The organism is Tomitella biformata AHU 1821 (assembly GCF_000524475.1).
Lineage (GTDB): Bacteria > Actinomycetota > Actinomycetes > Mycobacteriales > Mycobacteriaceae > Tomitella > Tomitella biformata.
The window spans coordinates 110,029-132,800 of record NZ_BAVQ01000072.1 but is presented as its reverse complement, the minus strand read 5'-3'; the positions used below and the strand labels follow the sequence as shown (position 1 = coordinate 132,800).

Genomic DNA, 22,772 nt, shown 5'->3' with positions numbered 1-22,772 from the left:
CCACTCGCCGCGCGCTTCAGCGATAAAAAGCAATACTTTCCTGATTGTTGTATAGCTCAAACTGCCGCTAACCAGGCTCCTTAGACTCATCGCTGTGTTGGGGACGACTGTTACCCAAACGGCCCCGAGCCGCCATCAATGGCGAACGGCGCCGACCCCCTTATAGGGGTCGACGCCGCCTCCTTGAGATACAGCTATCAGGCGAGGATCTTCACGACGCGACCGGCGCCGACGGTGCGGCCACCCTCACGGATCGCGAAACGCAGGCCCTCGTCCATGGCGACCGGCTGGATCAGCTTGACGATCATCTCGGTGTTGTCACCGGGCATGACCATCTCAGTGCCCTCGGGGAGGGTCACAACGCCCGTAACGTCCGTGGTGCGGAAGTAGAACTGCGGGCGGTAGTTGTTGAAGAACGGCGTGTGACGGCCGCCCTCGTCCTTGGACAGGATGTACGCCTGGCCCTCGAACTCGGTGTGCGGGGTGTACGCGCCGGGCTTGATGACAACCTGGCCACGCTCGACGTCCTCGCGCTTGATGCCACGGACGAGGAGGCCGACGTTGTCGCCCGCCATGCCCTGGTCAAGCAGCTTGCGGAACATCTCGATGCCGGTGACCGTGGTCTTGGTGGAGGTCTCCTTGATGCCGATGAGCTCCACCTCCTCGTTCACGTTGACAACGCCACGCTCGATACGGCCGGTGACGACCGTGCCACGACCGGTGATCGTGAAGACATCCTCGACGGGCATGAGGAAGGGCTTGTCGGTCTCGCGGACGGGGTCCGGGATGGACTCGTCCACAGCCGCCATGAGGTCGACGATGCTCTGGGTCCACTTGGGGTCGCCCTCGAGCGCCTTGAGTGCCGAGATCGGGATGACCGGCGCGTCCTCGTCGAAGTCCTGCGAGGCCAGCAGTTCGCGGACCTCCATCTCGACGAGCTCGAGGATTTCCTCGTCGTCGACCATGTCGGCCTTGTTCAGGGCGACGAGGATGTAGGGCACGCCGACCTGGCGGGCGAGCAGCACGTGCTCACGCGTCTGGGGCATCGGGCCGTCGGTGGCCGCCACGACCAGGATCGCGCCGTCCATCTGCGCCGCACCCGTGATCATGTTCTTGATGTAGTCAGCGTGACCCGGGGCATCGACGTGCGCGTAGTGGCGCTTTTCCGTCTGGTACTCAACATGCGAGATGTTGATCGTGATGCCGCGAGCCTTCTCCTCGGGGGCCTTGTCAATCTGATCGAAGGCCGAGGCCTCGTTCAGGTCGGGGTAAACATCGGCGAGCACCTTGGTGATGGCAGCGGTGGTGGTCGTCTTACCGTGGTCAACGTGACCGATGGTACCGATGTTGACGTGCGGCTTTGTCCGCTCGAACTTCGCCTTCGCCACTGGATGTCCTCCTGGACTGATTGTGCTTGCTGCGGTGCAGCAGTACGGTTTGATGGTCTTTAGTTGTAAAGCAGGTCGTGCACAGGCCCGACCGGTGGGAGGGTAATTCTCCCCCGTACCCCTGGTGTCATCGACCCCGGGGCGCCGAAGAGTCTACTCTCCAGTCGCCTTCGCGATGATTTCCTTCGACACGGTCGAGGGAACCTCTGCGTAGGAGTCGAACACCATGGAGTAGTTCGCCCGGCCCTGTGTCTTCGACCGGAGGTCTCCGATGTAGCCGAACATCTCCGACAGCGGAACGTGTGCCTTGACGATACGCGCTCCGCTGCGCTCCTCCATGGCCTGAATCTGGCCACGGCGAGAGTTGAGGTCGCCGATCACCTCGCCCATGTAATCCTCGGGCGTGATGACCTCGACAGCCATGATCGGCTCCAGGATGACAGGGCTCGCCATGCGGGCCGCTTCCTTGAAAGCGATCGAGCCGGCAACCTTGAACGCCATCTCCGAGGAGTCGACGTCGTGGTACGCACCGTCGGTCAGCGTCACCTTGACGTTGACCACCGGGTAGCCGGCCAGGATGCCGTACTGCATGGCGTCCTGCGCGCCGGCGTCCACCGCGGGGATGTACTCGCGGGGCACGCGGCCACCGGTGACCTTGTTCTCGAACGTGTAGGTCACATCCTCTTCCTCGGACGTGAACGGCTCGAGGTTGATGATGACCTTTGCGAACTGGCCGGAGCCACCGGTCTGCTTCTTGTGGGTGTAGGAGTACTTGATGACCGGCTTGCGGATGGTCTCGCGGTACGCCACCTGGGGCTTGCCGACATTGGCGTCGACCTTGAACTCGCGGCGCATGCGCTCGACGAGGATGTCCAGGTGCAGCTCGCCCATGCCGCCGATGACGGTCTGGCCGGTGTCCTCGTCCAGCTTGACGGAGAACGTGGGGTCCTCTTCAGCCAGCTTCTGGATCGCGGTGCCCAGCTTCTCCTGGTCGCCCTTGGTCTTCGGCTCGATCGAGACCTCGATGACCGGGGCCGGGAACGTCATCGACTCGAGGACGATCGGGTTCGCGATATCGCAGAGCGTGTCGCCGGTCGTCGTGTCCTTCAGACCGATGAACGCGTAGATGTGGCCAGCGAAGGCGTGCCCAACCGGGTTCTCCTTGTTGGAGTGCATCTGGAACAGCTTGCCGACGCGCTCCTTCTTGCCCTTGGTCGAGTTGAGGACCTGGGCGCCGGAGTCGATCTCGCCGGAGTAGACGCGCACGTAGGTCAGACGACCGAAGAACGGGTGCGTCGCCACCTTGAACGCCAGACCCGCGAAGGGCTCGTCCTTGGACGGCTTGCGGGTGATGACCTCGTCCTCCTTGCCGGGGACGAGGCCGGTGGTGGCCTCGACGTCCAGCGGGGAGGGCAGGTAATCGATGACGGCGTCGAGCATGGGCTGAACGCCCTTGTTCTTGAACGCACTGCCACACAGCACCGGGTAGATCTCGCTGTTGACGGTCATCTTGCGGATGGCGATCTTGATCTCCGCGACGGAGATCTCCTCGCCGCCGAAGAACTTCTCCATGAGCGCATCGTCGGACTCCGAGATGGTCTCGAGGAGCTTCTCGCGGTACTCCGCGGCCTTCTCCTTGAGATCCTCGGGGATCTCCTCGATGGTGGCGTCGGTGCCGACGGGCACCGTGCCGCGCCAGGTGTAGGCCTTCATCTCGACGAGGTCGACAACGCCGTCGAAGTGATCCTCAGCGCCGATCGGCAGCTGGATGACCAGTGGCTTCGCGCCGAGGCGCTCGATGATGGTCTTCACGGTGTAGTAGAAGTCCGCGCCCAGCTTGTCCATCTTGTTGACGAAGCAAATGCGGGGGACGTCGTACTTGTCGGCCTGGCGCCAGACCTGCTCCGACTGGGGCTCAACGCCCTCCTTGCCGTCGAACACGGCAACGGCGCCATCGAGCACGCGCAGCGAACGCTCGACCTCGACAGTGAAGTCGACGTGGCCGGGGGTGTCGATGATGTTGATCTGGTTGTCGTGCCAGTAGCACGTGGTGGCGGCAGAGGTGATCGTGATGCCACGCTCCTGCTCCTGCTCCATCCAGTCCATCGTCGACGCGCCGTCGTGCGTCTCACCGATCTTGTAGTTGATGCCGGTGTAGAAGAGAATGCGCTCAGTCGTGGTGGTCTTGCCAGCATCGATGTGCGCCATGATGCCGATATTGCGGACCTTGTTGAGGTCGGTTAGCACGTCAAGTGCCACTGGAATTTCCCCGCTCGTTACTCGTAACTCGGTATTCGGTTGACCCATGGTCGGGCTGTCTAGCTAATGCGCCGGCCCTGATCGACCGACACCGTGAAGCGCCCGGTAGGGCGAGACGGGCAGGTGCCCATTTTCGCCCTACCGGGACGAATTCACCAGCGGTAGTGCGCGAACGCCTTGTTGGCCTCAGCCATCTTGTGCGTATCCTCACGACGCTTCACAGCGGCGCCAAGGCCGTTGCTCGCATCCAGGATCTCGTTGGCGAGACGCTCGACCATCGTCTTCTCACGACGTGCGCGGGAGAACGTGACCAGCCAGCGCATGGCCAGCGTGGTGGAACGGCCGGGGCGAACCTCGACCGGCACCTGGTAGGTGGCGCCACCGACACGGCGGCTGCGCACCTCAAGGGCGGGCTTGACGTTGTCCAGCGCGCGCTTCAGGGTCACGACGGGGTCGGTGCCCGTCTTCTCGCGTGCCTGCTCCATCGCCTGGTAGACGATGCGCTCGGCGGTGGACTTCTTGCCGTCCACGAGGATCTTGTTGACAAGCTGCGACACCAAAGGCGATCCGTAGACCGGATCGTTGATGAGCGGACGCTTCGGAGCGGGGCCCTTACGTGGCATTAGCTCTTCTCCTTCTTGGCGCCGTACTTGGAACGTCCCTGCTTGCGACCCTTGACACCCTGGGTGTCAAGCGAGCCGCGGATGATCTTGTAACGGACACCCGGAAGGTCCTTCACACGACCGCCGCGCACGAGCACCATAGAGTGCTCCTGCAGGTTGTGGCCCTCACCGGGGATGTACGCGGTGACCTCGACTGCGGTGGTCAGGCGGACACGAGCGACCTTACGAAGCGCCGAGTTCGGCTTCTTCGGAGTCGTGGTGTAGACGCGGGTGCACACACCACGGCGCTGGGGGGAGCCCTTCAGCGCAATGGTCGTGCCCCCCTTCGTCTTATCCTTGCGGCCCTTGCGGACCAGCTGCTGAATGGTTGGCATAACCGTCTTTCTCTTGTGCCCCGGAGGCTTTCCGGAGCAGTTCTGGCTGTCTGAAATTAGGGTTCTCGCAGTTGGGACAAGAAAGCTGCTGCCCCTCACCCGCACCCCTCGGTCGGGCGTGTCGCATACCCCACACAGCGCAGCCAGTGGGCTCGTACCTGGGGTTTCACCAGGACTAGCTCACGGCCATACCGTCGGGCAGGCACACAGATCAACCCGGCAAGCCGGGCACGATCGTCAACGATACCTGTCGGCGTGCCCGATGGTCAAAGCGGTCTGCGACTGGTACGCGCGAGCTCTCTCCCACGGTACCGACTGATCGCGGCCATGGCACTGAATCCGCGGCCCGAATCTGTGCGGTCAGGCCCGCTGGGCCCGCATAAACCCGCCCCCTCCGGGTCGCTGAGGCCATATATTAGACGGACCTCCGTTCGGCAAACGATGAATCCCATCCGAAAGCGGTGCGATGCCTAATCGACCCGATCCCCATGCCCCGCCGCCACAGCAACCGTGGCAGCCTCCGCAGCCGCCGCCGCAACAGCAGTGGCCGGGCCAGCCCTATCCGGCACCGGATCACGAGCCCCAGCAGCCGCCGGCCGGCTCCGCCGGCTGGACGCAGACCCAGGCCGGCTGGTCCGCGGCGCCCCCGGCCTGGGCACAGCAGGGATACGACCAACAGGGGTACAGCCAGCAGCCCGGTTACGGGCAACCCGTTTATCCGCACGGCCCGGCCGAGCGCAAAAGCAAGGTTGGCTGGGTAATCGGGGGCGGGCTGGTCCTGGCCTTGGCACTCGCCGGCGTGCTGATCTACACGCTGTTCTTCACCGGCGACGCCGCTGTCTCCGACGGCACCGTGGCCGGTGCGAGCCCGGGCGGCGCGTCGTCGCATTCGTCGGAGACGGTCGCAGCCATCACGCCCTGCTCCACCCCGCCGAAGATGACCGGGCAGTCCGTCACGCAAACCAGCGCGGGGCTCGCGGTCACCGCGACGATGACGGCGGCCTGCCCCGGGGGCGACATCGTCACCAACAGCGACTTCCAGGTGGCAGTGACCTCCGGCGGCAAGGATGTGGCGGCCGGCAGCTTCGATCTGTCCGCTACGCCGATCGTCCTCCGCGGGGACGAGTCCGCGCAGGTGAGCCTGGTCTTCCCCGCCGGCTCCTATTGGCGTCCCACTGAGATGGCGTCGGGCAACCTCGTGCTGACGGCCGCCCTCGCCGGCAACTCTGCCACCGCGACCGAGAGCGCCGTGCAGAACCCGAGCGCATTGACGGCGGCGCGCCCGGGCACCCCGCAGAGCGGCAGTGCCGATGCCGCGGCGCTGGCCACCCTGGAGGACCTGAAGGCCGCCGATGCAAGCACCCTGCGGGGCCTGCAGAACCAGTGGCTGCCGCAGATCAGCTCCAAGAAGGTCGGGCTGGTCGCCGACGGGATCACCTGGGATAACGAGGCGATCCTGCGGGAGTTCCTCGAGAACAAGGCCCGCTTTCCGGAGACGCTGCTGCTCTGGTCTGGCGACTGGGCCAGCTTCGACTCCCTCGAGAGCTACTGGGTGACGGTGGTTGGCAGCCCCATGTCGACCTACCAGGCTGCCCTTTCATGGTGCGCGGGCAACGGCCTGGACCAGGAGCATTGCCTAGCGAAGATCGTGAACGCGTCCGGCGGTGCGGAGGGCACCACCAAGCATCAGCAGAACTAGCCGTCGATGCGCGGCGGCACGATCGCCGAGTCGAGCGTCGCCGCCCACTGTTGGACGATGCGGCCCCGGCGGGCGGAGTCGTCTGTGAGCACATCGGCTAGGCCGAGGCCACGTGCCAGGTCCAGGGTGGCCTGCACCAGGCGGTGGGTGACGGGGTCGGAGTCGTCGGCCCCGAGCATCTCGATGGTCATCCGGTGCGCGACGCGGCCGAACTTCGCCTCTAGGGGCACGATGCGGTCCTTCAGACGCTCGTCGGCCGCCGCCGCGGTCCACACCTGCAGCGCCGCCTTGAACAGGGTCCCGGTGAAGTAGTCGACCATGCCCTGCACCACTGCCTCCGTGCGGCCCGGCCCGTCCGCCAGGCCCGGCGCCATCTCACGGATCGCGGCGGTGCGGCTGTCGAACATGAACTCCAGGGCGCCGGTGATCAGGTCCTCGCGCGTCGGGTAATGGTGCTGAGCCGCCCCTCGCGAGACGCCCGCATGCTCGGCCACCTCTGCGACGGTGGTCGCGGCCCAGCCCCGCGCGGCGAGGCACTCGATGGTCGATTCCAGTAGCCGTTGGCGCGTGGCGCGGCTGCGGTCCTGCTGTGGCTCCTTGATCGACGTCACTACTCGGCCCAGCTAGCTGGACGCTTCTGCAAAAAGGACATCATGCCCTCCATCGCCTCTGGAGTGCCAAACAGCCGAGCGGACTGAGCGGCCACCTGCTGCGCCGCCGCGTCGAATCCCGCGAGCGCGACGGTATTGGCCAACACCTTCGACTCGGCGAGCCCCTGCGGCGAGCACTTGCGGAGCTCGGCCACCAGCCCGGCGACGGCCGCTTCCGGGTCCGCTGCCGCGATAGTGATCAGGCCGATCTGCTCCGCCTGGGCGGCGTCAAACTTCTCCCCCGTCAGGAAGTAGCGGCTGACCGCGCGCGGGCTCATCCGCGGCAGCAGCGTCAACGAGATGATCGATGCGGCCAGGCCCAGCCGGACCTCGGTGAGCGCGAACGTCGACTTGGGCCCCGCCACCACCAGGTCGCAGGCGCCGACGATGCCCATGCCGCCGGCCCGCACGTGCCCGTCGAGCGCGGCGATGATGGGCTTGGGCAGCTCGAGGAACGCCCGCAGCAGGTCGACCATGCCCTGGGTCCGCTGCGCGGCGGCCGCGGCGGGGTCTTGGGGTGCCGCGGACCCGGACGCCTCGGCCAGGTCCGCCCCCGCGCAGAACGTGTTGCCGGTGTGGGTGAGCACGACGGCCCGCACCGCCGGGTCGGTCGCGGCGTCCGCCAGTCCCCGGTGCAGCTCGGTGAGCAGCTTCGCGGAGATGGCGTTGCGATTGTGCGGGGAGTCCAGGGTGATAGTGGCGCAGCCATCCGCCACCTCGTACCGCACATACGGAGTCATCAGTAGGACCTCGGCAGGCCCAGGCTGTGCTGGGCGACGAAGTTCAGGATCATCTCCCGGCTGACGGGGGCCACGCGCGCGATACGGGCCGCGCCGAGCATCGCCGCGAGACCGTACTCCTTGGTCAGCCCGCCGCCGCCGTGCGTCTGGATCGCCTGGTCGAGGGCCTTGATGCTGGCCTCGGCGGCCGCGTACTTGGCCATATTGGCGGCTTCGGCGGCGCCGAAGTCGTCGCCGCTGTCATAGAGCGTCGCCGCCTTCTGCATCATGACCTTCGCGAGCTCCAGCTCGATCTTGACCTGCGCCAGGGGGTGCGCGATGCCCTGGTGCGCGCCGATCGGCGTCTTCCACACGGTGCGCTCGTTGGCATATTTCACTGCGGCGTTGAGCGCGTAGCGGCCCATGCCGATGGCCATCGCCGCGCCGAGGATGCGCTCCGGGTTCAGGCCCGCGAACAGTTGCATCAGCGCCGCGTCCTCGGAGCCGACGAGCGCGTCGGCGGGCAGGCGGACGTCGTCGAGGAACAGCGTGAACTGGCTGTCCGCCTCCACGATGTCCATCTCCATGCGCTGCTTGACGAAGTTCGCAGAGTCCGTGGGCACGATGAACAGCGCGGGCTTGAGCTTGCCGGAGCGGTGGTCCTCGGTGCGCGCGACGATCAAGACCGCGTCGGCCTGGTCCACGCCGGAGATGAAGATCTTGTTGCCGCGCAGCAGCCAGTCCTCACCGTCGCGCCGGGCGGTGGTGGTGATCTGGTGCGAGTTGGAGCCGGCGTCGGGCTCGGTGATGCCGAACGCCATGATCTTGGAGCCGTCGGCCAGGCCCGGCATCCACTTATCCTTCTGGGCGTCGGTGCCGTACTTGCCGATGATGGTGCCGCAGATGGCGGGCGAGACGACGACGAGCAGCAGGCCCGCACCCTGGGCCGCCATCTCCTCCTGGACCAGCGCCAACTCGTAGATCCCGGCACCGCCGCCGCCATACTCCTCGGGCAGGTTCACGCCGAGGAAGCCGAGCTTGCCCGCCTCGTTCCACAGCGCCGTGAGCGGCTCGCCCTTACGGGCGCGCGGCAGCACGTAGTCGACATAGTTGTAGCGCTCGCCCAAACTGGCGACCGCCGTGCGGAGTGCCTTCTGCTCTTCGGTCTCGATGAAACTCATGCGTGCTCCCCTGCTTCGGTCTCTGCTGTTGGATCTGACACGACGGCGAGCACGGCGCCCACGTCGACTTGCTGCCCGACGGCGACGTCGAGCTCGGTGAGCACACCGTCGGCGGGGGCGGTGATCTTGTGCTCCATCTTCATGGCCTCGAGCCACAGCACCGGCTGCCCGGCGACGACGGTGTCGCCCACCGCCGCGCCGAGCCGGATCACGGTGCCGGGCATGGGGGCCAGCAGCGACCCGGCGGCCACCACCGCGGACGGGTCCACAAATTTAGGCACGACGGTGAACGCGCAGCCCCCGCGGGCGGAGTCGACGAACACCGCGTCCCCGTGGCGGGCGACGGCGAAGCTCTGGCGCACGCCCCCCACATCGAGCACCACCTTGTCCGGGCTGGCCGCGATGAGCGCCACGCCGGCCACGAGGTCGGTCTCGAGGCCGTCGCGGGTGAGCCGGTAGTCGACGTCATAGGTCTCGCGTTGGCCCACCAGGGTTTTGCGCTGCGGTTGCGAGGCGATGTTGCGGAAGCCGCTGGGCAGCCGGGACTGCACGCGGGCCGATGCCCGGTTGGCGGCCGCGAGGGCCAGCGCCGCGGCGAGCGCGGACAGCCGCTCCGTCTCCGCCGACGCGAGCGGCGCGGAGAGCGTGTCGAGGCCGTGGGTGGCGAAGAACGCGGTGTCGGTGTCCCCCGCCAGGAACGCGGGGTGCCGCAGGACGTGCACCAGCAGGTCGCGGTTGGTGACGAGGCCGTGGATCTTCGACTTCGCGAGGGCGGTCGCGAGTTGGCGGGCCGCGGCCGCGCGCGTCGGGGCCCAGGAGATGACCTTGGCCAGCATCGGGTCGTAGTGCACGCCGACAACGGAGCCGTCGACGATGCCGGAGTCCAGGCGCAGGCCGCGATCACGAGGACCCGCACCCGCGAATTCCACGTCCACCCCGGGCACCGCGAACGTGTGCACGGTGCCGGACTGCGGCTGCCAGTCCTGCGCGGGATCCTCGGCGTAGAGACGGACCTCGATGGAGTGGCCCGTCAGTGCGGGCTGCTCGGCGGGCAGGCGCTCGCCGGCGGCGACCTGTAGTTGCAGTTCTACGAGGTCCAGGCCCGTGGTGAGCTCGGTGACCGGGTGCTCCACCTGCAGGCGGGTGTTCATCTCGAGGAAGTAGAAGCCGCCCTCGTCGTCAGCCAAAAACTCCACCGTGCCGGCACCCTCGTAGCCGATGGCGGCGGTGGCGTCGACGGCCGCCTTATACAGCTGCTCCCGCATGCCGGGGATGCGCTCGACCAGCGGCGACGGGGCCTCCTCGACCACCTTCTGGTGCCGGCGCTGGATGGAGCACTCGCGCTCGCCGACCGCCCACACCGCGCCGTGCTTATCGGCCATGACCTGCACCTCGATGTGGCGGCCGGTCTCGAGGTAGCGCTCGCAGAACACGGTGGGGTCGCCGAAGGCGGAGGCCGCCTCGGCGCTGGCGTACTCGAGCTCCGTGGCCAGATCGGCGACGTCGCGCACCACGCGCATGCCGCGGCCGCCGCCGCCCGCGGACGCCTTGATCAGCACCGGGAGCATGGCCGCGGTGACCTCGCTCGCCCTGAGCTCCCTGAGTACGGGCACCCCGGCCGCGGCCATCATCTTCTTGGACTCGACCTTGGAGCCCATCAGCTCGATCGAGGTGACGGGCGGCCCGATCCAGGTCAGTCCCGCCGCCTGCACGGCCTTCGCGAACTCGGCGTTCTCCGAGAGGAAGCCGTAGCCGGGATGGATCGCGTCGGCGCCCGCGGCTTTCGCTGCGGCGATGATGAGGTCGCCGCGCAGGTAGGTCTCGGCGGGGGTGTTGCCGGGGAGCCGGACCGCGGTGTCGGCCTCGCGCACATGCGGGGAGTCCGCGTCGGCGTCGGAGTAGACGGCGACGGTGTCGATGCCGGCGGCGCGGGCGGTGGCGAAGACGCGGCGGGCGATCTCGCCGCGGTTGGCCACGAGGATGCTGGTAATCGCGGCTCTTTTGTTGGTCATCGCAGCGGGCTCACATTCTGAAGACGCCGAAGTTCGCGGCGCCTTCGATCGGGGCGGTCGCGATCGCCGAGAGGCACAGGCCCAGGACGGTGCGGGTGTCGCGGGGGTCGATGATGCCGTCGTCGTACACGCGACCGGACATGAACAGCGGCAGGGACTCGGCCTCGATCTGGGCCTCGACCAGCGCGCGCATGCCCGCGTCGGCCTCCTCGTCGAATGGCAGGCCGCGGGACTCCGCAGAGGCGCGCGAGACGATGGAGATGACGCCGGCCAGCTGGGCCGGGCCCATGACCGCGGACTTTGCGCTGGGCCAGGCGAACAGGAAGCGGGGGTCGTAGGCCCGGCCGCACATCCCGTAGTGCCCGGCGCCGTAGGACGCGCCCATCAGCAGCGACAGGTGCGGGACCTTGGAGTTGGAGACCGCGTTGATCATCATCGCGCCGTGCTTGATGATGCCGCCCTGCTCGTATTCCTTGCCGACCATGTATCCAGTGGTGTTGTGCAGGAACAGCAGTGGCGTGTTCGCGCGGTTGGCGAGCTGGATGAACTGCGCCGCCTTCTGCGCCTCCTCGCTGAACAGCACGCCCTGCGCGTTCGCGAGGATCCCGACGGGGTAGCCGTGCAGCTCGGCCCAGCCGGTGACCAGCGAGGAGCCGTAGAGGCCCTTGAACTCGTCGAAATCGGAGCCGTCGACGAGGCGGGCGATGACCTCGCGGGGGTCGAACGGGATCTTGAGGTCGTCGGGCACGATCCCGAGCAGGTCCTCCTCCGGGTAGAGCGGGTCCGCGTAGTCCGCGCGCGGGGCCGGGCCCTTCTTCTGCCAGTTCAGGCGTTTGACGATGGCGCGGCCGAGGCGGATCGCGTCCTGCTCGTCCTGCGCGAGGTAGTCCGCCAGCCCGGATTTGCGGGCGTGCATCTCAGCGCCGCCGAGGGACTCGTCGTCAGAGTCCTCCCCGGTGGCCATCTTGACCAGGGGCGGTCCGCCGAGGAAGACCTTCGACTGCTCCTTGATCATCACCACGTGGTCCGACATGCCGGGGATGTACGCGCCGCCGGCCGTGGAGTTGCCGAATACCAGTGCGACCGTGGGGATCCCGGCCGCCGACGCGCGGGTGAGGTCTCGGAACAGCCGCCCGCCGGGGACGAAGACCTCCTTCTGCGTGGGCAGGTCCGCGCCGGCGGACTCGACGAGGGAGATCATCGGCAGGCGGTTCTGCTCGCAGATCTCGTTGATGCGGAAGATCTTCTTGACCGTCCACGGGTTGCTGGCGCCGCCGCGGGAGGTGGGGTCGTTGGCGACGATCATGCACTCGACGCCCTCGATGACGCCGATCCCCGCCACGACGTTGCCGCCCACCGGGAAGTCGCTGCCCCAGGCCGCGAACGTGCACAGCTCCAGGAACGGCGAGTCCTCGTCGATGAGCAGCTCGATGCGCTCACGCGCGAGGAGCTTGCCGCGTTTGCGGTGGCGCTCAACATATTTGGGACCGCCACCGCCCACGGCCTTGTCCGCTTCGAGTTGGACCTCGGCGAGCTTGTCGGCCATGGCCGCGGCCGCGGCGGCGTACTCCTCGCCGGTGTTGTCCAAGGTGGACCTGATTGCCGTCATCGCTGGTACCCCAATCGCTTTGCCGCCAGCGCGGTGAGTATCTCTGTGGTGCCGCCGCCGATCCCGAGGATCCGCATGTCGCGGTACTGCCGCTCGACTTCGCTCTCCCGCATATAGCCCGCGCCGCCGAAGAGCTGCACCGCCTGGTGCGCCACCCACTCGCCGGTCTCGACCGCGGTGTTCTTCGCGAAGCAGACCTCCGCGATCAGGTCCGTCTCCCCCGCGCTGTAGCGGTCGACGACGTGGCGGGTGTAGACGCGGGCGACGTCGATCTTGCGGGCCATCTCGGCCAGGGTGTTCTGCACGGCTTGACGCGCGATCAGCGGCTTGCCGAATGTCTCGCGGTCCCGGCACCACTGCGCCGTCAGGTCCAGGCACCGCTGCGCGCTGGCGTAGGCCTGCGCGGCCAGGGCGACACGCTCGGTCACGAAGGCCATCGCGATCTGCGCGAAGCCGGAGTTCTCCGGGCCGACCAGGTTCGCCGCCGGCACCCGGCAGTCCACAAAGGACAGCTCCGCCGTGTCCGAGGACAGCCAGCCCATCTTCTCGAGCCTGCGCGTGACGGTGAATCCCGGTGTGCCGCTCTCGATCACGAGGAGGGATACCCCCGCCGCGCCCTGCTCCGACGTGCCCGTCCGGACCGCGGTGACCACGAAGTCCGCCCGCACGCCCGAGGTGATGAAGGTCTTGGCGCCATTGACGATGTAGTGGTCGCCCTCCCGACGCGCCGAGGTGGTCAGATGCCCGACATCGCTGCCCCCACCCGGCTCCGTGATCGCAAGCGAGCCGATCAGCTCGCCGCGGAGGGTGGGCTTGACCCACCTCTCGATCTGCTCGGGGTCGCCCGCGGCAACGAGGTGCGGCAGCGCGATCCCGCACGTGAACAGCGAGGCGAACATCCCGCCAGAGCCCCCCGCGTAGTGCATCTCCTCGCAGATGATCAGCGCGACGGCAGGGTCCCCCTCGCCGCCGCCGACCGATTCGGGGAAGGACGCGCCCAGCAGGCCGAGCGCGCCGGCCTTCTTGTGCAGGTCGCGCGGCAGCTCGCCCTCGCGCTCCCACTGGTTCTGATGCGGCAGCACCTCCTTCGCCATGAAGGCGCGGATGGTCCCGCGCAGGGCCTGCGCGTCCCCGTTGTTCCAGCGATCGGTGGTGTTCCAGCGGTCGGTCACGTGGTCTCCAGAAGGTTGGCGGGGATGGCGATATGGCGCGAGCGCAGCCACTCGGCGAGGCCCTTGGCCTGCGGGTCGAAGCGCGCGTTGTAGGCGACGCCCTCCCCGAGCAGTCCCTCGATGACGAAGTTGACGGCCTTGAGCTTGGGCAGTGTCGTGCGGGTGATATTCAGCTCGGCGGCCTCGGGGAGCATCCGCTTGAGCTCGTCGACGGTGAGCGCGTGGGCCAGCCAGGACCACTCGGCGTCGGTGCGGACCCAGACTCCGATGTTGGCGTTGCCGCCCTTGTCCCCGCTGCGCGCGGCGGCCACCAGCCCGAGTGGTGACGGCACGGTCTCTCCGCTCGGGAATGCTTGTGGCAGAGCGGGTTCCGTCACAGGAGCCAGTTCCTGGGTCTCGGCTGCAGGCGCGATGTCCACGCGTGTCCCGTCGGCGAGCACCGCAATGTGCGGCACCTTGCGGCGGTCCACATAGCCGGGGGTGAACACCCCATACGGCGCGCCGTTGCCGGGCATCGCGGTGAAGTTCGCGCCCGGGTAGCTGGCCAGGGCGAGCTCGACGGCGACGCCTGAGAACGCGCGGCCGACCTTGTTCGGGTCGGGATCGCGCACCACGCAGCGCAGCAGCGCACTGGCCTGCTCCTGCGTCTCGGCGTTGGGCCTATCCAGCCGGGCCAGAGTCCAGGTGAGCTCGGCGGGCCTAGTGGTCAGCCAGGACTCGAGCTGGCTCTTGGCCAGCTCCGCCTTGGCCTCGATGTCCAGACCGGTGAGCACGAAGATCATCTCGTTGCGGAAGCCGCCGATGGTGTTGAGCGAGACCTTCAGCTCCGGCGGCGGGGCCTCGCCGGTGACGCCGCTGACCTGCACGCGGTTCGGGGCCAGCTCGGTCAGCTCGAGGGTGTCGAGGCGGGCGGTCGCGTCGGGGTTGGCGTACCGCGCGCCCTGGATCTCGTACATCAGCTGCGCGGTGACAGTGCCGACGCTGACCGCACCCCCCGTCCCGTCGTGTTTGGTGATCACGCAGGAGCCGTCGCGGCGGATCTCCGCAATGGGAAAGCCCGGGCGGCCCAGATCCTCAACCTCTTGGAAGAAGCTGTAATTGCCGCCGGTGGCCTGGGTGCCGCACTCGATGATATGGCCGGCGATCACGGCACCCGCGATCGCGTCGTAATCGGTTCTGGCCCAGTCGAAGTGCGCGGCGGCGGGCCCCACGATGACGGAGGCGTCCGTGACCCGGCCGGTGACGACGACGTCCGCGCCGGAGTTGAGCGCCGCCACGATGCCCCATGCGCCGAGGTAGGCGTTGGCGGTCAGCGGCTCACCCAGGCCCAGCTCCGCGGCGCGCGGCAGCAGGTCGTCGCCCTCCACGTGTGCGAATTTCGCTGCCAGCCCCTGCTCCGCGGCCAGCTCGCGCAGCTGCTCCGTCAGGCCCGCCGGGTTGAGTCCGCCGGCGTTGACGACGATCTGCACATTTTTCTCCAGCGCCAGGGCCAGGCAGTCCCGCAGTTGGCGGACAAAGGTTTTCGCGTATCCCAGGCTCGCGTCCTTGAGCTTGTCGCGGCCGAGGATGAGCATGGTCAGCTCAGCGAGGTAGTCGCCGGTGAGCACATCTAGGTCGCCGCCCTCGAGCATCTCCCGCATCGCGGAGATGCGGTCGCCGTAGAAGCCAGAGCAGTTCCCGATCCGGATCAGGTCGGGGTTGTCGCCGAGCATCAGGACTCCTTGCTGTTCTGGTCTAGCGGTGCGCGGCCCCCGCCAGGCGTGCCCGCGAAGGCCTGGGCGATGGTCAGCCACTTCTGCGCGTCGTCGCCCTGGGCCGCCAGCGCGGTGTCGTCGAGGTGCCGGCGCTGGGTGACCAGCAGGCAAAAGTCGAGGGCCGGGCCGGTGACCTTCTGCGCCGCGTCCTCGGGGCCCCACGTCCAAAGGCCGCCGGCGGGCGCGGTGAGCTCCACCCGGAACTCCTCCGCCGGCGGCGCGAGCTCGTGGACCGAGAACGCGAAATTCCGTGCGCGGACGCCGATGTGGGCGACGTGCCTGAGCCGGGCGGTGGGCTCGCGGATGACGCCGAGCGCGTCCGCGACGTCCTCGCCATGCGCCCACGTCTCCATGATGCGGGCGGTGGCCATCGAGGTCGCGCTCATCGGCGGGCCGTACCAGGGCAGTTTCTTCCCCTCTGGGTAGGCGGCGAGCGCGTCGACCATTCCCCGTCGCCCCGTCCGCCACTGCGCCAGCAGCCGCGCCGGCGGGCTCTGCGCGCCAGCCTCGGCCGCCTTATCCACGAATCCGGTGGGGTCCCGCCACGCCTCGACGACCTGCTCCTGGAAGGCCTCGGCGTCGGTCGCAGCAAGCGTCGCGCTGCCGTCAGTCCAGGACAGATGCGCTATTTGGTGCGCGATGGTCCAGCCGTCCGCGGGCGTCTGCGTCGTCCACCCGTCAGGGGCCAGGCCGGCGACAAGCGCGTCGAGCGCCTCGCCTTCCGCCGTCAGGTCTGCCAATACCGCGTCGAGAGCTGCCATGCGACCAGCATCACACCTGTGTCTACAAAAATCAAGCACGCATGATTGTTATAGAGGTATTCAACAGGCCATGTCGCCGCCACCCCCTCTGCGGCAGCCTCGGAGCGCAACTCTGCGGATAGTCCTGCCGCGGGCCTACGTTGCGCGGGCAGACAACGCCCGCATCGCACCAATCAGGCGCATCGGACACCGCAAATCCCCCGGTGAACGAGCCTCGAATCGGGTGTCACGGGAAAAGCCCAGGTGGCGCGAGTGGTGGCAGCTGGCCAGCCTTCACCAACGGGGGGTTTAGGCCGCTCGACCATGGCAATCGCAGGTCAGGTGCCCGCTGGTGAAAATCCTGACCACGCCGTTGGGCCGTTTGCCCAGGTCGCAGCGAACACGGACCGCTTCTGGCCGCATGAGCGGGCGAAGCCCGATCCTCATCGCCTAGATTCCCGGCGAAACGGGCGTCTGGTGCCCGCGGAACGTAGGGCCCGGGCAGGACTACCAACTACGAATCGACACCAGGTTCGGCAACCGCGGCTCGGCCACAAAGCCGGCGTACGGATCCGCCGCGGCCGTGCCACACTGGGAAGATGCCCGAAGTCACCGTGTACTGGCGCCCCGGTTGTGTGTTCTGCCAACGCCTCCGATTCTCGCTCGCGATACGGGGTTTACGGCCCACAATGGTGAATATTTGGCGGGACCCCGACGCCGCCGCCTTCGTCCGCTCGGTCGCCGACGGCAACGAGACCGTCCCAACCGTGGTGATCGAAGGCGTCCCGCATGTGAACCCGTCGCCCAAATTGGTCCGCGACGCGCTGCGCCGGCTGACCTGATGCGGCGCCCCTAGTCGCGAGTGACGAGCGGCGGCGGGCTCGCAGTGGTGCGCAGCGGTGATCCACCCGCGCCTAACCACGCGAGACTGCGAGGGCATTCCCCCTTGACCGCGCCCTCCGATCGGCGCATACTTAATGGATCACTTAATTAAGGAGGTCATGTAATGACTGAGGGCGCGGCACCGTTGGACCTCGTGTTCGCGGCATTGTCCGATCCGACCAGGCGCGCGATCATCACCCGCCTGAGCCAGGGTCCCGCCACCGCGGGCGAGCTCGCGGAACCGCTCCCGATCAGCAAGCCGGCCGTCTCCCAGCATCTCAAGGTCCTCGAGCGAGCCGGCCTGATCACCCGCACCGCCCACGCGCAATGGCGCACCTGCTCCTTGCGCACCGAACCACTCGACGAGGCCGCGGCCTGGGTCGACAAGCACCTGCGCGATTGGCAGGAGAGCTTCGACGCCCTCGACGAGCGCCTGCGCGAGATCACGAAGGGAAAGACGCCATGACCGCAGAATTCACCATTACCCGAACCTTCGACGCGCCACGCGAGATCCTCTGGCAAGCGTGGACCGACCCCGACGAGGCCCCACTGTGGTGGCATCCCCGCGGAGTCAGCACACCCCGCGAGAGCGTGCACTTCGATTTCCACGTGGGCGGCCGCTACCGCTACACGATGGTCAACGACGCCACCGGCGAGGAGTACCCCACGGGCGGGCAGTACCTGGAGATCGACGAGCCGTCGCGACTCTCCTTCACCTGGGGCCTGCCCGACGACCCTGTCGAGGACTCCCCCGTGGTCACCGTGACGCTGGTTGCACTCGGCGACAAGACCGAGATGACATTCCACCTGCGCGGCATTGGCGGCACACCGGGCGACGGCAACGTCTACGACGGCTGGGACAGCGCCTTCGACCTTCTACTTGAGCGCCTGGCCCATTGACGGCCCCGATCAGCGGACCGCTAGCTGCCGAAGGACGGGGCCGGCGCGTGACCGTCGAATAGCGCACGCACGAAGGGGACGGTGTCCGGGAGCGACGCGGCCATCGTCCCGCTGTGGTCCGTGGGGTAGGCGCGGAACGTCAGCGGCTGCTGGTTCGCAGCCAGGGTCGTCGCGTAGATGAGGGTCGACGGCATGATGATGTCGGTGTCCTTGAGGCCCTGGCCGATGAAGAATGGCTTGTCAAAACCCTGCTCCGGCATGCCCATATAGTCGTGGAGAATCCCGTGGAAGTTGGGGATGTCGGCCAGCGGCTTGGTGAAGATATCCCCGAGGACCGTTCCCGCGATCTTCTCCTTGAACGGGTCGAGGCACAGCGTGTTGGCCTGGTCGAGGAGCTCACGGCCACGGTCGTTGAGGAAACTCGGCAGATCCAGCTCAGGATGCGAGACGTCCAGGCCCGCGAGAATCAGCATGCCGTAGGCCGTCATGCCCGTGGGCAGCGCGATCGGCGGCATGTTCGGCCCCGCGATGGCGACGATGTTCTCGATGTAGGCCGGCACTCCGGTGCCCACCGCCCCGCGATAGTCCAGGCCGGGGCCGTACTCGGTGGCATAGCGCGCCGTGGTGATCGCCGCGCCGCCACCCTGCGACTGGCCGATGGTGACCCAGGCCTTCGACAGGCCGAGACCCAAACCCTGCCCGGCCTTCACCATGTCGACGACGTTGTGCGCCTCCACCTTTCCGTCGAGGTAGGGCATGCCTCCGTCGGTGCCGAGGCCCGCGTAGTCGGTGGCGACGATCGCGTAGCCCTGCTCCATCCAGGTGGCCAGGTAGCCGCGGTCGCGCTCGCTCGGCCCGGTCCGCGACGGCGCGCACTGGTCTGCGAGCCCGACGGTGCCGTGCGCCCACGAGATCACGGGCCAGCCGCCCGGCGGCGGGGTGCCCTCGGGGATGAACACCATGCCGGTGCTCAGCGCCTCCGCGTCGTTCGGCCCCGTCGTCGCGTAGGTGATCCGCTTGGCGTCGGCGGTGCCGGGGATCCAGAATTCGCCCGGCAGCTGCTCCTGGGATATCACTGTCCCGACGGGGTCCGCGCTGGCTACTGCCGGCGATCCGGCGAGGGCTAAGCCCACCGTCAGTGCGCCCACCAGCGCATATGACTTGACTCGACCCGCCACGCGTACGCCCATCGGTCACTCCCTAAAGTTCGCAGAATTCTGGGGACCACCGTAACCCGCCCCCATCCCGCTCAGGGGCGTCTACGCGAAAGCCTCAGTAGCCGTGACAGCCACCGCCTGGCGCGCACTGGAGGACTCACGTTGCTAGCCCATCGACGGCTCAGCGGATAGCGGTGACCAGCCAGGCGGCCGAGCCGAGATACACGCCGTCGACACGCTGATTGTCGGCGAGCTGGGCGGTGATCCGCTCAGACACCTTGACTACGAGCTCCCGCGGTTGCCCGTCGAGCAGTTTCCGGACCATCGGCTGCGCGAGGTAGTGCTCCAGGACCTGTTCCGGGTTGTCGCCCACCCGCAGGTCTTGCACCACTGACACAATCTCGACGTCGCAAAAGCCTGTCGCGGCCAACAACTCTCGAATGACCTTCGGGTCCGCCATGCTGAAGGGGGGCTGCGGGGTCCCCTGTGGCAGGGCGTCGGGGAAAGCGTTGATGATCGCGCGAATCGGCAGCGAGATGTGCGGGTTCTCCTTCGCCGGTTGCCAGCAGACATAGCTGAGGCGGCCGCCGGGGCGCAGCGCGTGCGCGATGTTGCGGAAGGCCGCCCGGGGGTCATCGAAGAACATGACGCCGAAGCGGCTGATCGCCGCGTCGAAGGATCCTGGGATGAACTCGTGGACCTGCACATCGGCCCTGTGGAACTCGGCCCCGGAGAACTCCGTGCCGCCCTCCTTGGCCAATTCGCGTGCCTTGTCGAGCATCGCGGTCGAGATGTCGACACCCACAGCGCGGCCCGTGGCTCCGACCCGCTGCGCCGCCGCGAGGGTCGTCGCGCCGCACCCACAACCAAGGTCCAGCACGGACTCGCCGTCGCCGATATGCGCCGCGTCCAGCAAGGTGGGCACGAACGGGCTGAGCGTGGCGTCCTGCTGCTGCTGTTCGCGCACCCAGAAGTCCCCCTGGGCGCCGTCCCAGTCCAGGGTCCCGATGGCCTGCTCAGTTTCTCTCACGCGGCCAGTTTAATCCTGCGCCCGTGGGGAGCGCCGCATGCTGGTCTCACTCCTGCGATAGGCCGCCGACAGCTCTGACAACACCCGCTGGCCGGAAGCGCGCTCCAGCGGGTCGAGCGACTCCATCAGATCCACCGCCACGGCCGCGATGGGCGTCGCCCCCATGTCGAAGCCGTCCGCCGAGCGCACGCCACGCAGGACGATGTTCCCGCCCGGGTCCGGCGCCAGCGCGAACTCGGCGACGATCATCGGGATGTTCTCGACATGGGCATACCCCTCCGCGATCTCGCTGGGGCCGGCCAGCCGGAACCGATCATTCGAGGCCCAGGCCGCGTCCCGCCCGCTGGCGACGACATACTCGCGCAGTTCGGGCAGGATCCCCGGGCGACCCGCGAAGCGGTGTGCGACGGCGCGCCGCCTCGTGGCCGCAGCCAGATCACCGGCACCAGCCTTGCGCAGCCGATGCGCAAGCCGGGTTCGCGCCGAAGGCCCGAGCCACTGCGCGGGCTGTCCGGAAAGCACGGCCAACGCAGCCCAGCAGGTCGGCTCCGCCCAAGCCCGACCGCTGCCCGCCGACTCGCGCTGAACTCTGCGCACGGACGCCTCGTCGAGCAAAAACGTCCGGCCCACCGTCCTGGTCCGCAGGACCTGGCCGCCGGCGACCAAGCGGGCCACTTGCCGAGAGCTGACCCCGAGAACTTCGGCAGCCTCAGCGGAGGTCATCTCAGTCATGATGAAAGGGTCTCGTGTGCGACCTATTATGTCAAAAACACTAGTGAGAGGCATGAATCAACGCAAAGGGCGGGCATCCCGAGATCTCGGGATGCCCGCCCTGTGCCGTCTAATCAGTGGGTCAGCTCATGCCTCCGAAGAGCGAGGTGAGGCTGCCGAGATCCATGCTGCCCGCACCGCCACCGCCGGGCTGGCCCGGCAGGGTGTCCGGGTCGCCGGTGACTGTGACCTCGACCGGGTCAGCGGCCGAGTCGATGAATCCGCTGTCAGCCGTGTACTGGGCGGTGAGGACGAACTCGCCCGGGTTCTGGAAGACGGTCGTCATAGTCGCGACGCCGTTCACCACCTGGACCGGGCCGCCGAGCAGCTGGTCGCCCAGGTTGAACTGCACCGTGCCGCGCGCATCGGCCGGATCCAGCCGCGCCGTGAGCGTCACGGCCGCGCCCTTGGCCACCGAGCCGACCTGGTCGACCACGGCCGTCGTCGCCACGTCTGAGGCGGGAGCCTCGGTGACGCTGACCGGGAACTGCTGCGAGGAGGAGGGCGCGATCCCGGTGTCGCCGGAGTAGCGCGCCACCACGCGGTGGGTCCCGTTGGTGTCGAATGTGTGCGGCAACACGGCCGCACCGTCATCCTTGACCTCTGCCGTGCCGACGGAGACGCCGCCGACCTCGAAGGTCATCGTGCCGCCGGAGACGCCCGGCTCAACCTTCGCGGTGAGGTTGACCGGCTCGCCGCGGTATGCGTCCTGCGCCGGGCCGGTGACCGTCGTCGTGGTCGCGATGTCCTCGGTGGACACCTTGACCGTCTTGTCCCCGGACACCGACGTGTTGTAGAACTCCGCGCCGCTGTAGCGGGCGGTGTAGACGTACTCGCCGTCCTCGTCGAGAGACTGCGTCCGCGAGGCCTTGCCGCCGACCACGTCCACCGGTCCGCCAACGTCCACGCCGTCCATCGCGAACTGGACAGTGCCGGCCTCGGGGGTCGGCACCACGGTGGCGTTCAGATTGAACTGGCCGCCGTTGGTGACCACGCTCGGGCCGTCCAGGTGTGTGACGGTGTTGGTGACACCGCGCACGACCTCGATGGTCGCCAGCGCGCCAGCGCCGGTGTTGAGCGGGCTACCGGCGCCGTCACGCGGGCTGCACTGGGTCGGAGCCCACACGGTGCCGACGATGGGCGCGCTGGCCTTGGGCAGGAACGTGAGGAAGTTCGCGTCGTTGCCGAACAGCCCCGCGTTGCCCGCGGTGCGCAGCTTCATCTCGACCACTCCGGTCGTGCCGGCCTTCAGCTTGGCCTTGACCTGCGGCAGCTGGAACGTGGTGGTGCTGCCCGATGCCACCGCCCGGATGCCGCCCTCGGAGCTCTTCGAGCTGCCGGGGGCATTGCCGATCGTCTCGTTGTCGCCGGACAGCCGGATGATGGTGCCGTTCGGGTCGGGGCTGCCGGCATCGTTGACCACGATGACGCCGGGGGCCTTGCCGCTGAGACCCGTGGACGTGCCGGGCATTACCTCGGCCCCGAGGAACGAGGCGTTGGCCGGCATCGCGACATCGATCTTGAGCCGCGAGACGTTCTGCAGGCTGGCACCCGACCCGAGGTCGTTGGCGATCGAAATCGGCGGCGGAGTGATCAGCACGTCGAAGTCCTCGCCCGGCGAGACCCTATCCGGTGCCTGGACATCCACCGACGCCTCTTGCGCCTGCGTTTGAGGTCCGCCTGCCAGGCTGCTCGACGGCGTCGCCTGGCACGCGTTCATGAACGCGGTCGTGGTCGTGACCGTGTCCGCCCCCGCCGATGTGGCGAGCAGTGCCGCGCCCGAGACGATCGTCGCACCCACCGCGAATGGAGCGACAAAGCGGTACAGCTTGGAACCCATCCGTCCTCCTGT

General features: G+C 67.9%; 20 protein-coding genes. 4 read left to right on the top strand and 16 right to left on the bottom strand.

What is annotated here, in order from left to right:
• Positions 1 to 197 precede the first annotated feature (197 nt).
• From tuf to rpsL, 4 genes are all read right to left on the bottom strand, one after another.
• Positions 198 to 1,388 carry an elongation factor Tu gene (gene tuf, locus TBIF_RS17955; RefSeq protein ID WP_024796135.1) on the bottom strand — a complete coding sequence of 397 codons (1,191 nt, stop codon included), beginning with the start codon at positions 1,386 to 1,388 and terminating at the stop codon, positions 198 to 200.
• 153 nt (positions 1,389 to 1,541) lie between these two features.
• Positions 1,542 to 3,647, bottom strand: coding sequence for an elongation factor G (gene fusA, locus TBIF_RS17950; RefSeq protein ID WP_024796134.1), 2,106 nt, complete (start codon positions 3,645 to 3,647; stop codon positions 1,542 to 1,544).
• A 152-nt stretch (positions 3,648 to 3,799) separates the two neighbouring features.
• Positions 3,800 to 4,270: a 30S ribosomal protein S7 gene (gene rpsG / locus TBIF_RS17945; protein WP_024796133.1), complete on the bottom strand. Its 471-nt coding sequence runs from the start codon at positions 4,268 to 4,270 to the stop codon at positions 3,800 to 3,802.
• Positions 4,270 to 4,644 carry a 30S ribosomal protein S12 gene (rpsL, locus tag TBIF_RS17940; RefSeq protein ID WP_024796132.1) on the bottom strand — a complete coding sequence of 125 codons (375 nt, stop codon included), beginning with the start codon at positions 4,642 to 4,644 and terminating at the stop codon, positions 4,270 to 4,272. The genes rpsG and rpsL overlap by 1 nt, the downstream gene beginning before the upstream one ends.
• A 466-nt stretch (positions 4,645 to 5,110) precedes the next feature.
• Here rpsL and TBIF_RS17935 point away from each other — a divergent pair, with 466 nt between their 5' ends.
• Positions 5,111 to 6,343 carry a hypothetical protein gene (locus TBIF_RS17935; RefSeq protein WP_148302321.1) on the top strand — a complete coding sequence of 411 codons (1,233 nt, stop codon included), beginning with the start codon at positions 5,111 to 5,113 and terminating at the stop codon, positions 6,341 to 6,343.
• Here TBIF_RS17935 and TBIF_RS17930 read toward each other — a convergent pair.
• Genes TBIF_RS17930 through TBIF_RS17895 form a run of 8 tightly spaced genes read right to left on the bottom strand, consistent with a single transcriptional unit; the run spans position 6,340 to position 16,201 of the window.
• On the bottom strand, positions 6,340 to 6,945 hold the full coding sequence (locus TBIF_RS17930) for a TetR/AcrR family transcriptional regulator (RefSeq protein ID WP_024796130.1): 606 nt from the start codon (positions 6,943 to 6,945) through the stop codon (positions 6,340 to 6,342). The two genes, TBIF_RS17935 and TBIF_RS17930, sit on opposite strands and share 4 nt — an antisense overlap.
• An 8-nt stretch (positions 6,946 to 6,953) precedes the next feature.
• The gene (locus tag TBIF_RS17925; protein ID WP_024796129.1) at positions 6,954 to 7,733 is read right to left on the bottom strand and encodes an enoyl-CoA hydratase family protein; all 780 of its coding nucleotides are present in this window, start codon (positions 7,731 to 7,733) and stop codon (positions 6,954 to 6,956) included.
• The gene (locus TBIF_RS17920) at positions 7,733 to 8,893 is read right to left on the bottom strand and encodes an acyl-CoA dehydrogenase family protein (protein ID WP_024796128.1); all 1,161 of its coding nucleotides are present in this window, start codon (positions 8,891 to 8,893) and stop codon (positions 7,733 to 7,735) included. Before TBIF_RS17920 ends, TBIF_RS17925 begins: the two co-directional genes overlap by 1 nt.
• Positions 8,890 to 10,905 (bottom strand): ATP-binding protein, encoded by a 2,016-nt coding sequence (locus TBIF_RS17915; protein ID WP_038171788.1) that lies wholly within the window; start codon positions 10,903 to 10,905, stop codon positions 8,890 to 8,892. The genes TBIF_RS17920 and TBIF_RS17915 overlap by 4 nt, the downstream gene beginning before the upstream one ends.
• A 10-nt stretch (positions 10,906 to 10,915) precedes the next feature.
• Positions 10,916 to 12,514 (bottom strand): acyl-CoA carboxylase subunit beta, encoded by a 1,599-nt coding sequence (locus tag TBIF_RS17910; protein ID WP_024796126.1) that lies wholly within the window; start codon positions 12,512 to 12,514, stop codon positions 10,916 to 10,918.
• Positions 12,511 to 13,686 (bottom strand): acyl-CoA dehydrogenase family protein, encoded by a 1,176-nt coding sequence (locus TBIF_RS17905; protein WP_024796125.1) that lies wholly within the window; start codon positions 13,684 to 13,686, stop codon positions 12,511 to 12,513. The genes TBIF_RS17910 and TBIF_RS17905 overlap by 4 nt, the downstream gene beginning before the upstream one ends.
• Entirely contained in the window at positions 13,683 to 15,398 is a 1,716-nt protein-coding gene (locus tag TBIF_RS17900) for an acyclic terpene utilization AtuA family protein (RefSeq protein WP_038171786.1), read from the bottom strand. The genes TBIF_RS17905 and TBIF_RS17900 overlap by 4 nt, the downstream gene beginning before the upstream one ends.
• Positions 15,398 to 16,201, bottom strand: coding sequence for a TIGR03084 family metal-binding protein (locus TBIF_RS17895; protein ID WP_024796123.1), 804 nt, complete (start codon positions 16,199 to 16,201; stop codon positions 15,398 to 15,400). Before TBIF_RS17895 ends, TBIF_RS17900 begins: the two co-directional genes overlap by 1 nt.
• A gap of 578 nt (positions 16,202 to 16,779) precedes the next feature.
• Between TBIF_RS17895 and TBIF_RS17890 the strand changes: the two genes are divergently transcribed.
• From TBIF_RS17890 to TBIF_RS17880, 3 genes are all read left to right on the top strand, one after another.
• Positions 16,780 to 17,022 (top strand): glutaredoxin domain-containing protein, encoded by a 243-nt coding sequence (locus TBIF_RS17890; RefSeq protein ID WP_024796122.1) that lies wholly within the window; start codon positions 16,780 to 16,782, stop codon positions 17,020 to 17,022.
• Positions 17,023 to 17,186: 164 nt separating this feature from the next.
• The gene (locus TBIF_RS17885) at positions 17,187 to 17,528 is read left to right on the top strand and encodes an ArsR/SmtB family transcription factor (protein WP_024796121.1); all 342 of its coding nucleotides are present in this window, start codon (positions 17,187 to 17,189) and stop codon (positions 17,526 to 17,528) included.
• Positions 17,525 to 17,962 carry an SRPBCC family protein gene (locus tag TBIF_RS17880; RefSeq protein ID WP_024796120.1) on the top strand — a complete coding sequence of 146 codons (438 nt, stop codon included), beginning with the start codon at positions 17,525 to 17,527 and terminating at the stop codon, positions 17,960 to 17,962. The genes TBIF_RS17885 and TBIF_RS17880 overlap by 4 nt, the downstream gene beginning before the upstream one ends.
• 20 nt (positions 17,963 to 17,982) lie before the next feature.
• Here the strand turns inward: TBIF_RS17880 and TBIF_RS17875 are convergent, their stop codons facing one another.
• The 4 genes from TBIF_RS17875 to TBIF_RS17860 form a co-directional block, all read right to left on the bottom strand.
• Positions 17,983 to 19,152 (bottom strand): lipase family protein, encoded by a 1,170-nt coding sequence (locus tag TBIF_RS17875; protein WP_024796119.1) that lies wholly within the window; start codon positions 19,150 to 19,152, stop codon positions 17,983 to 17,985.
• Between the two features lie 148 nt (positions 19,153 to 19,300).
• On the bottom strand, positions 19,301 to 20,149 hold the full coding sequence (locus tag TBIF_RS17870; protein WP_024796118.1) for a class I SAM-dependent methyltransferase: 849 nt from the start codon (positions 20,147 to 20,149) through the stop codon (positions 19,301 to 19,303).
• Positions 20,150 to 20,158: 9 nt separating this feature from the next.
• Positions 20,159 to 20,881, bottom strand: coding sequence for a MerR family transcriptional regulator (locus tag TBIF_RS17865; RefSeq protein WP_024796117.1), 723 nt, complete (start codon positions 20,879 to 20,881; stop codon positions 20,159 to 20,161).
• 121 nt (positions 20,882 to 21,002) lie between these two features.
• A complete protein-coding gene (locus tag TBIF_RS17860; protein ID WP_024796116.1) occupies positions 21,003 to 22,760 on the bottom strand; it encodes an Ig-like domain-containing protein in 1,758 nt (585 codons plus the stop codon).
• Between the last annotated feature and the right edge of the window lie 12 nt (positions 22,761 to 22,772).

Excerpts from the sequence above, each read along its gene's own strand:
- rpsG (WP_024796133.1), bottom strand. The coding sequence starts at position 4,270 with ATGCCACGTAAGGGCCCCGCTCCGAAGCGTCCGCTCATCAACGATCCG.
- rpsL (WP_024796132.1), bottom strand. The coding sequence starts at position 4,644 with ATGCCAACCATTCAGCAGCTGGTCCGCAAGGGCCGCAAGGATAAGACG.
- TBIF_RS17935 (WP_148302321.1), top strand. The coding sequence starts at position 5,111 with ATGCCTAATCGACCCGATCCCCATGCCCCGCCGCCACAGCAACCGTGG.
- TBIF_RS17925 (WP_024796129.1), bottom strand. The coding sequence starts at position 7,733 with ATGACTCCGTATGTGCGGTACGAGGTGGCGGATGGCTGCGCCACTATC.
- TBIF_RS17920 (WP_024796128.1), bottom strand. The coding sequence starts at position 8,893 with ATGAGTTTCATCGAGACCGAAGAGCAGAAGGCACTCCGCACGGCGGTC.
- TBIF_RS17915 (WP_038171788.1), bottom strand. The coding sequence starts at position 10,905 with ATGACCAACAAAAGAGCCGCGATTACCAGCATCCTCGTGGCCAACCGC.
- TBIF_RS17910 (WP_024796126.1), bottom strand. The coding sequence starts at position 12,514 with ATGACGGCAATCAGGTCCACCTTGGACAACACCGGCGAGGAGTACGCC.
- TBIF_RS17900 (WP_038171786.1), bottom strand. The coding sequence starts at position 15,398 with ATGCTCGGCGACAACCCCGACCTGATCCGGATCGGGAACTGCTCTGGC.
- TBIF_RS17895 (WP_024796123.1), bottom strand. The coding sequence starts at position 16,201 with ATGGCAGCTCTCGACGCGGTATTGGCAGACCTGACGGCGGAAGGCGAG.
- TBIF_RS17890 (WP_024796122.1), top strand. The coding sequence starts at position 16,780 with ATGCCCGAAGTCACCGTGTACTGGCGCCCCGGTTGTGTGTTCTGCCAA.
- TBIF_RS17885 (WP_024796121.1), top strand. The coding sequence starts at position 17,187 with ATGACTGAGGGCGCGGCACCGTTGGACCTCGTGTTCGCGGCATTGTCC.
- TBIF_RS17880 (WP_024796120.1), top strand. The coding sequence starts at position 17,525 with ATGACCGCAGAATTCACCATTACCCGAACCTTCGACGCGCCACGCGAG.
- TBIF_RS17875 (WP_024796119.1), bottom strand. The coding sequence starts at position 19,152 with ATGGGCGTACGCGTGGCGGGTCGAGTCAAGTCATATGCGCTGGTGGGC.
- TBIF_RS17865 (WP_024796117.1), bottom strand. The coding sequence starts at position 20,881 with ATGACTGAGATGACCTCCGCTGAGGCTGCCGAAGTTCTCGGGGTCAGC.
- TBIF_RS17860 (WP_024796116.1), bottom strand. The coding sequence starts at position 22,760 with ATGGGTTCCAAGCTGTACCGCTTTGTCGCTCCATTCGCGGTGGGTGCG.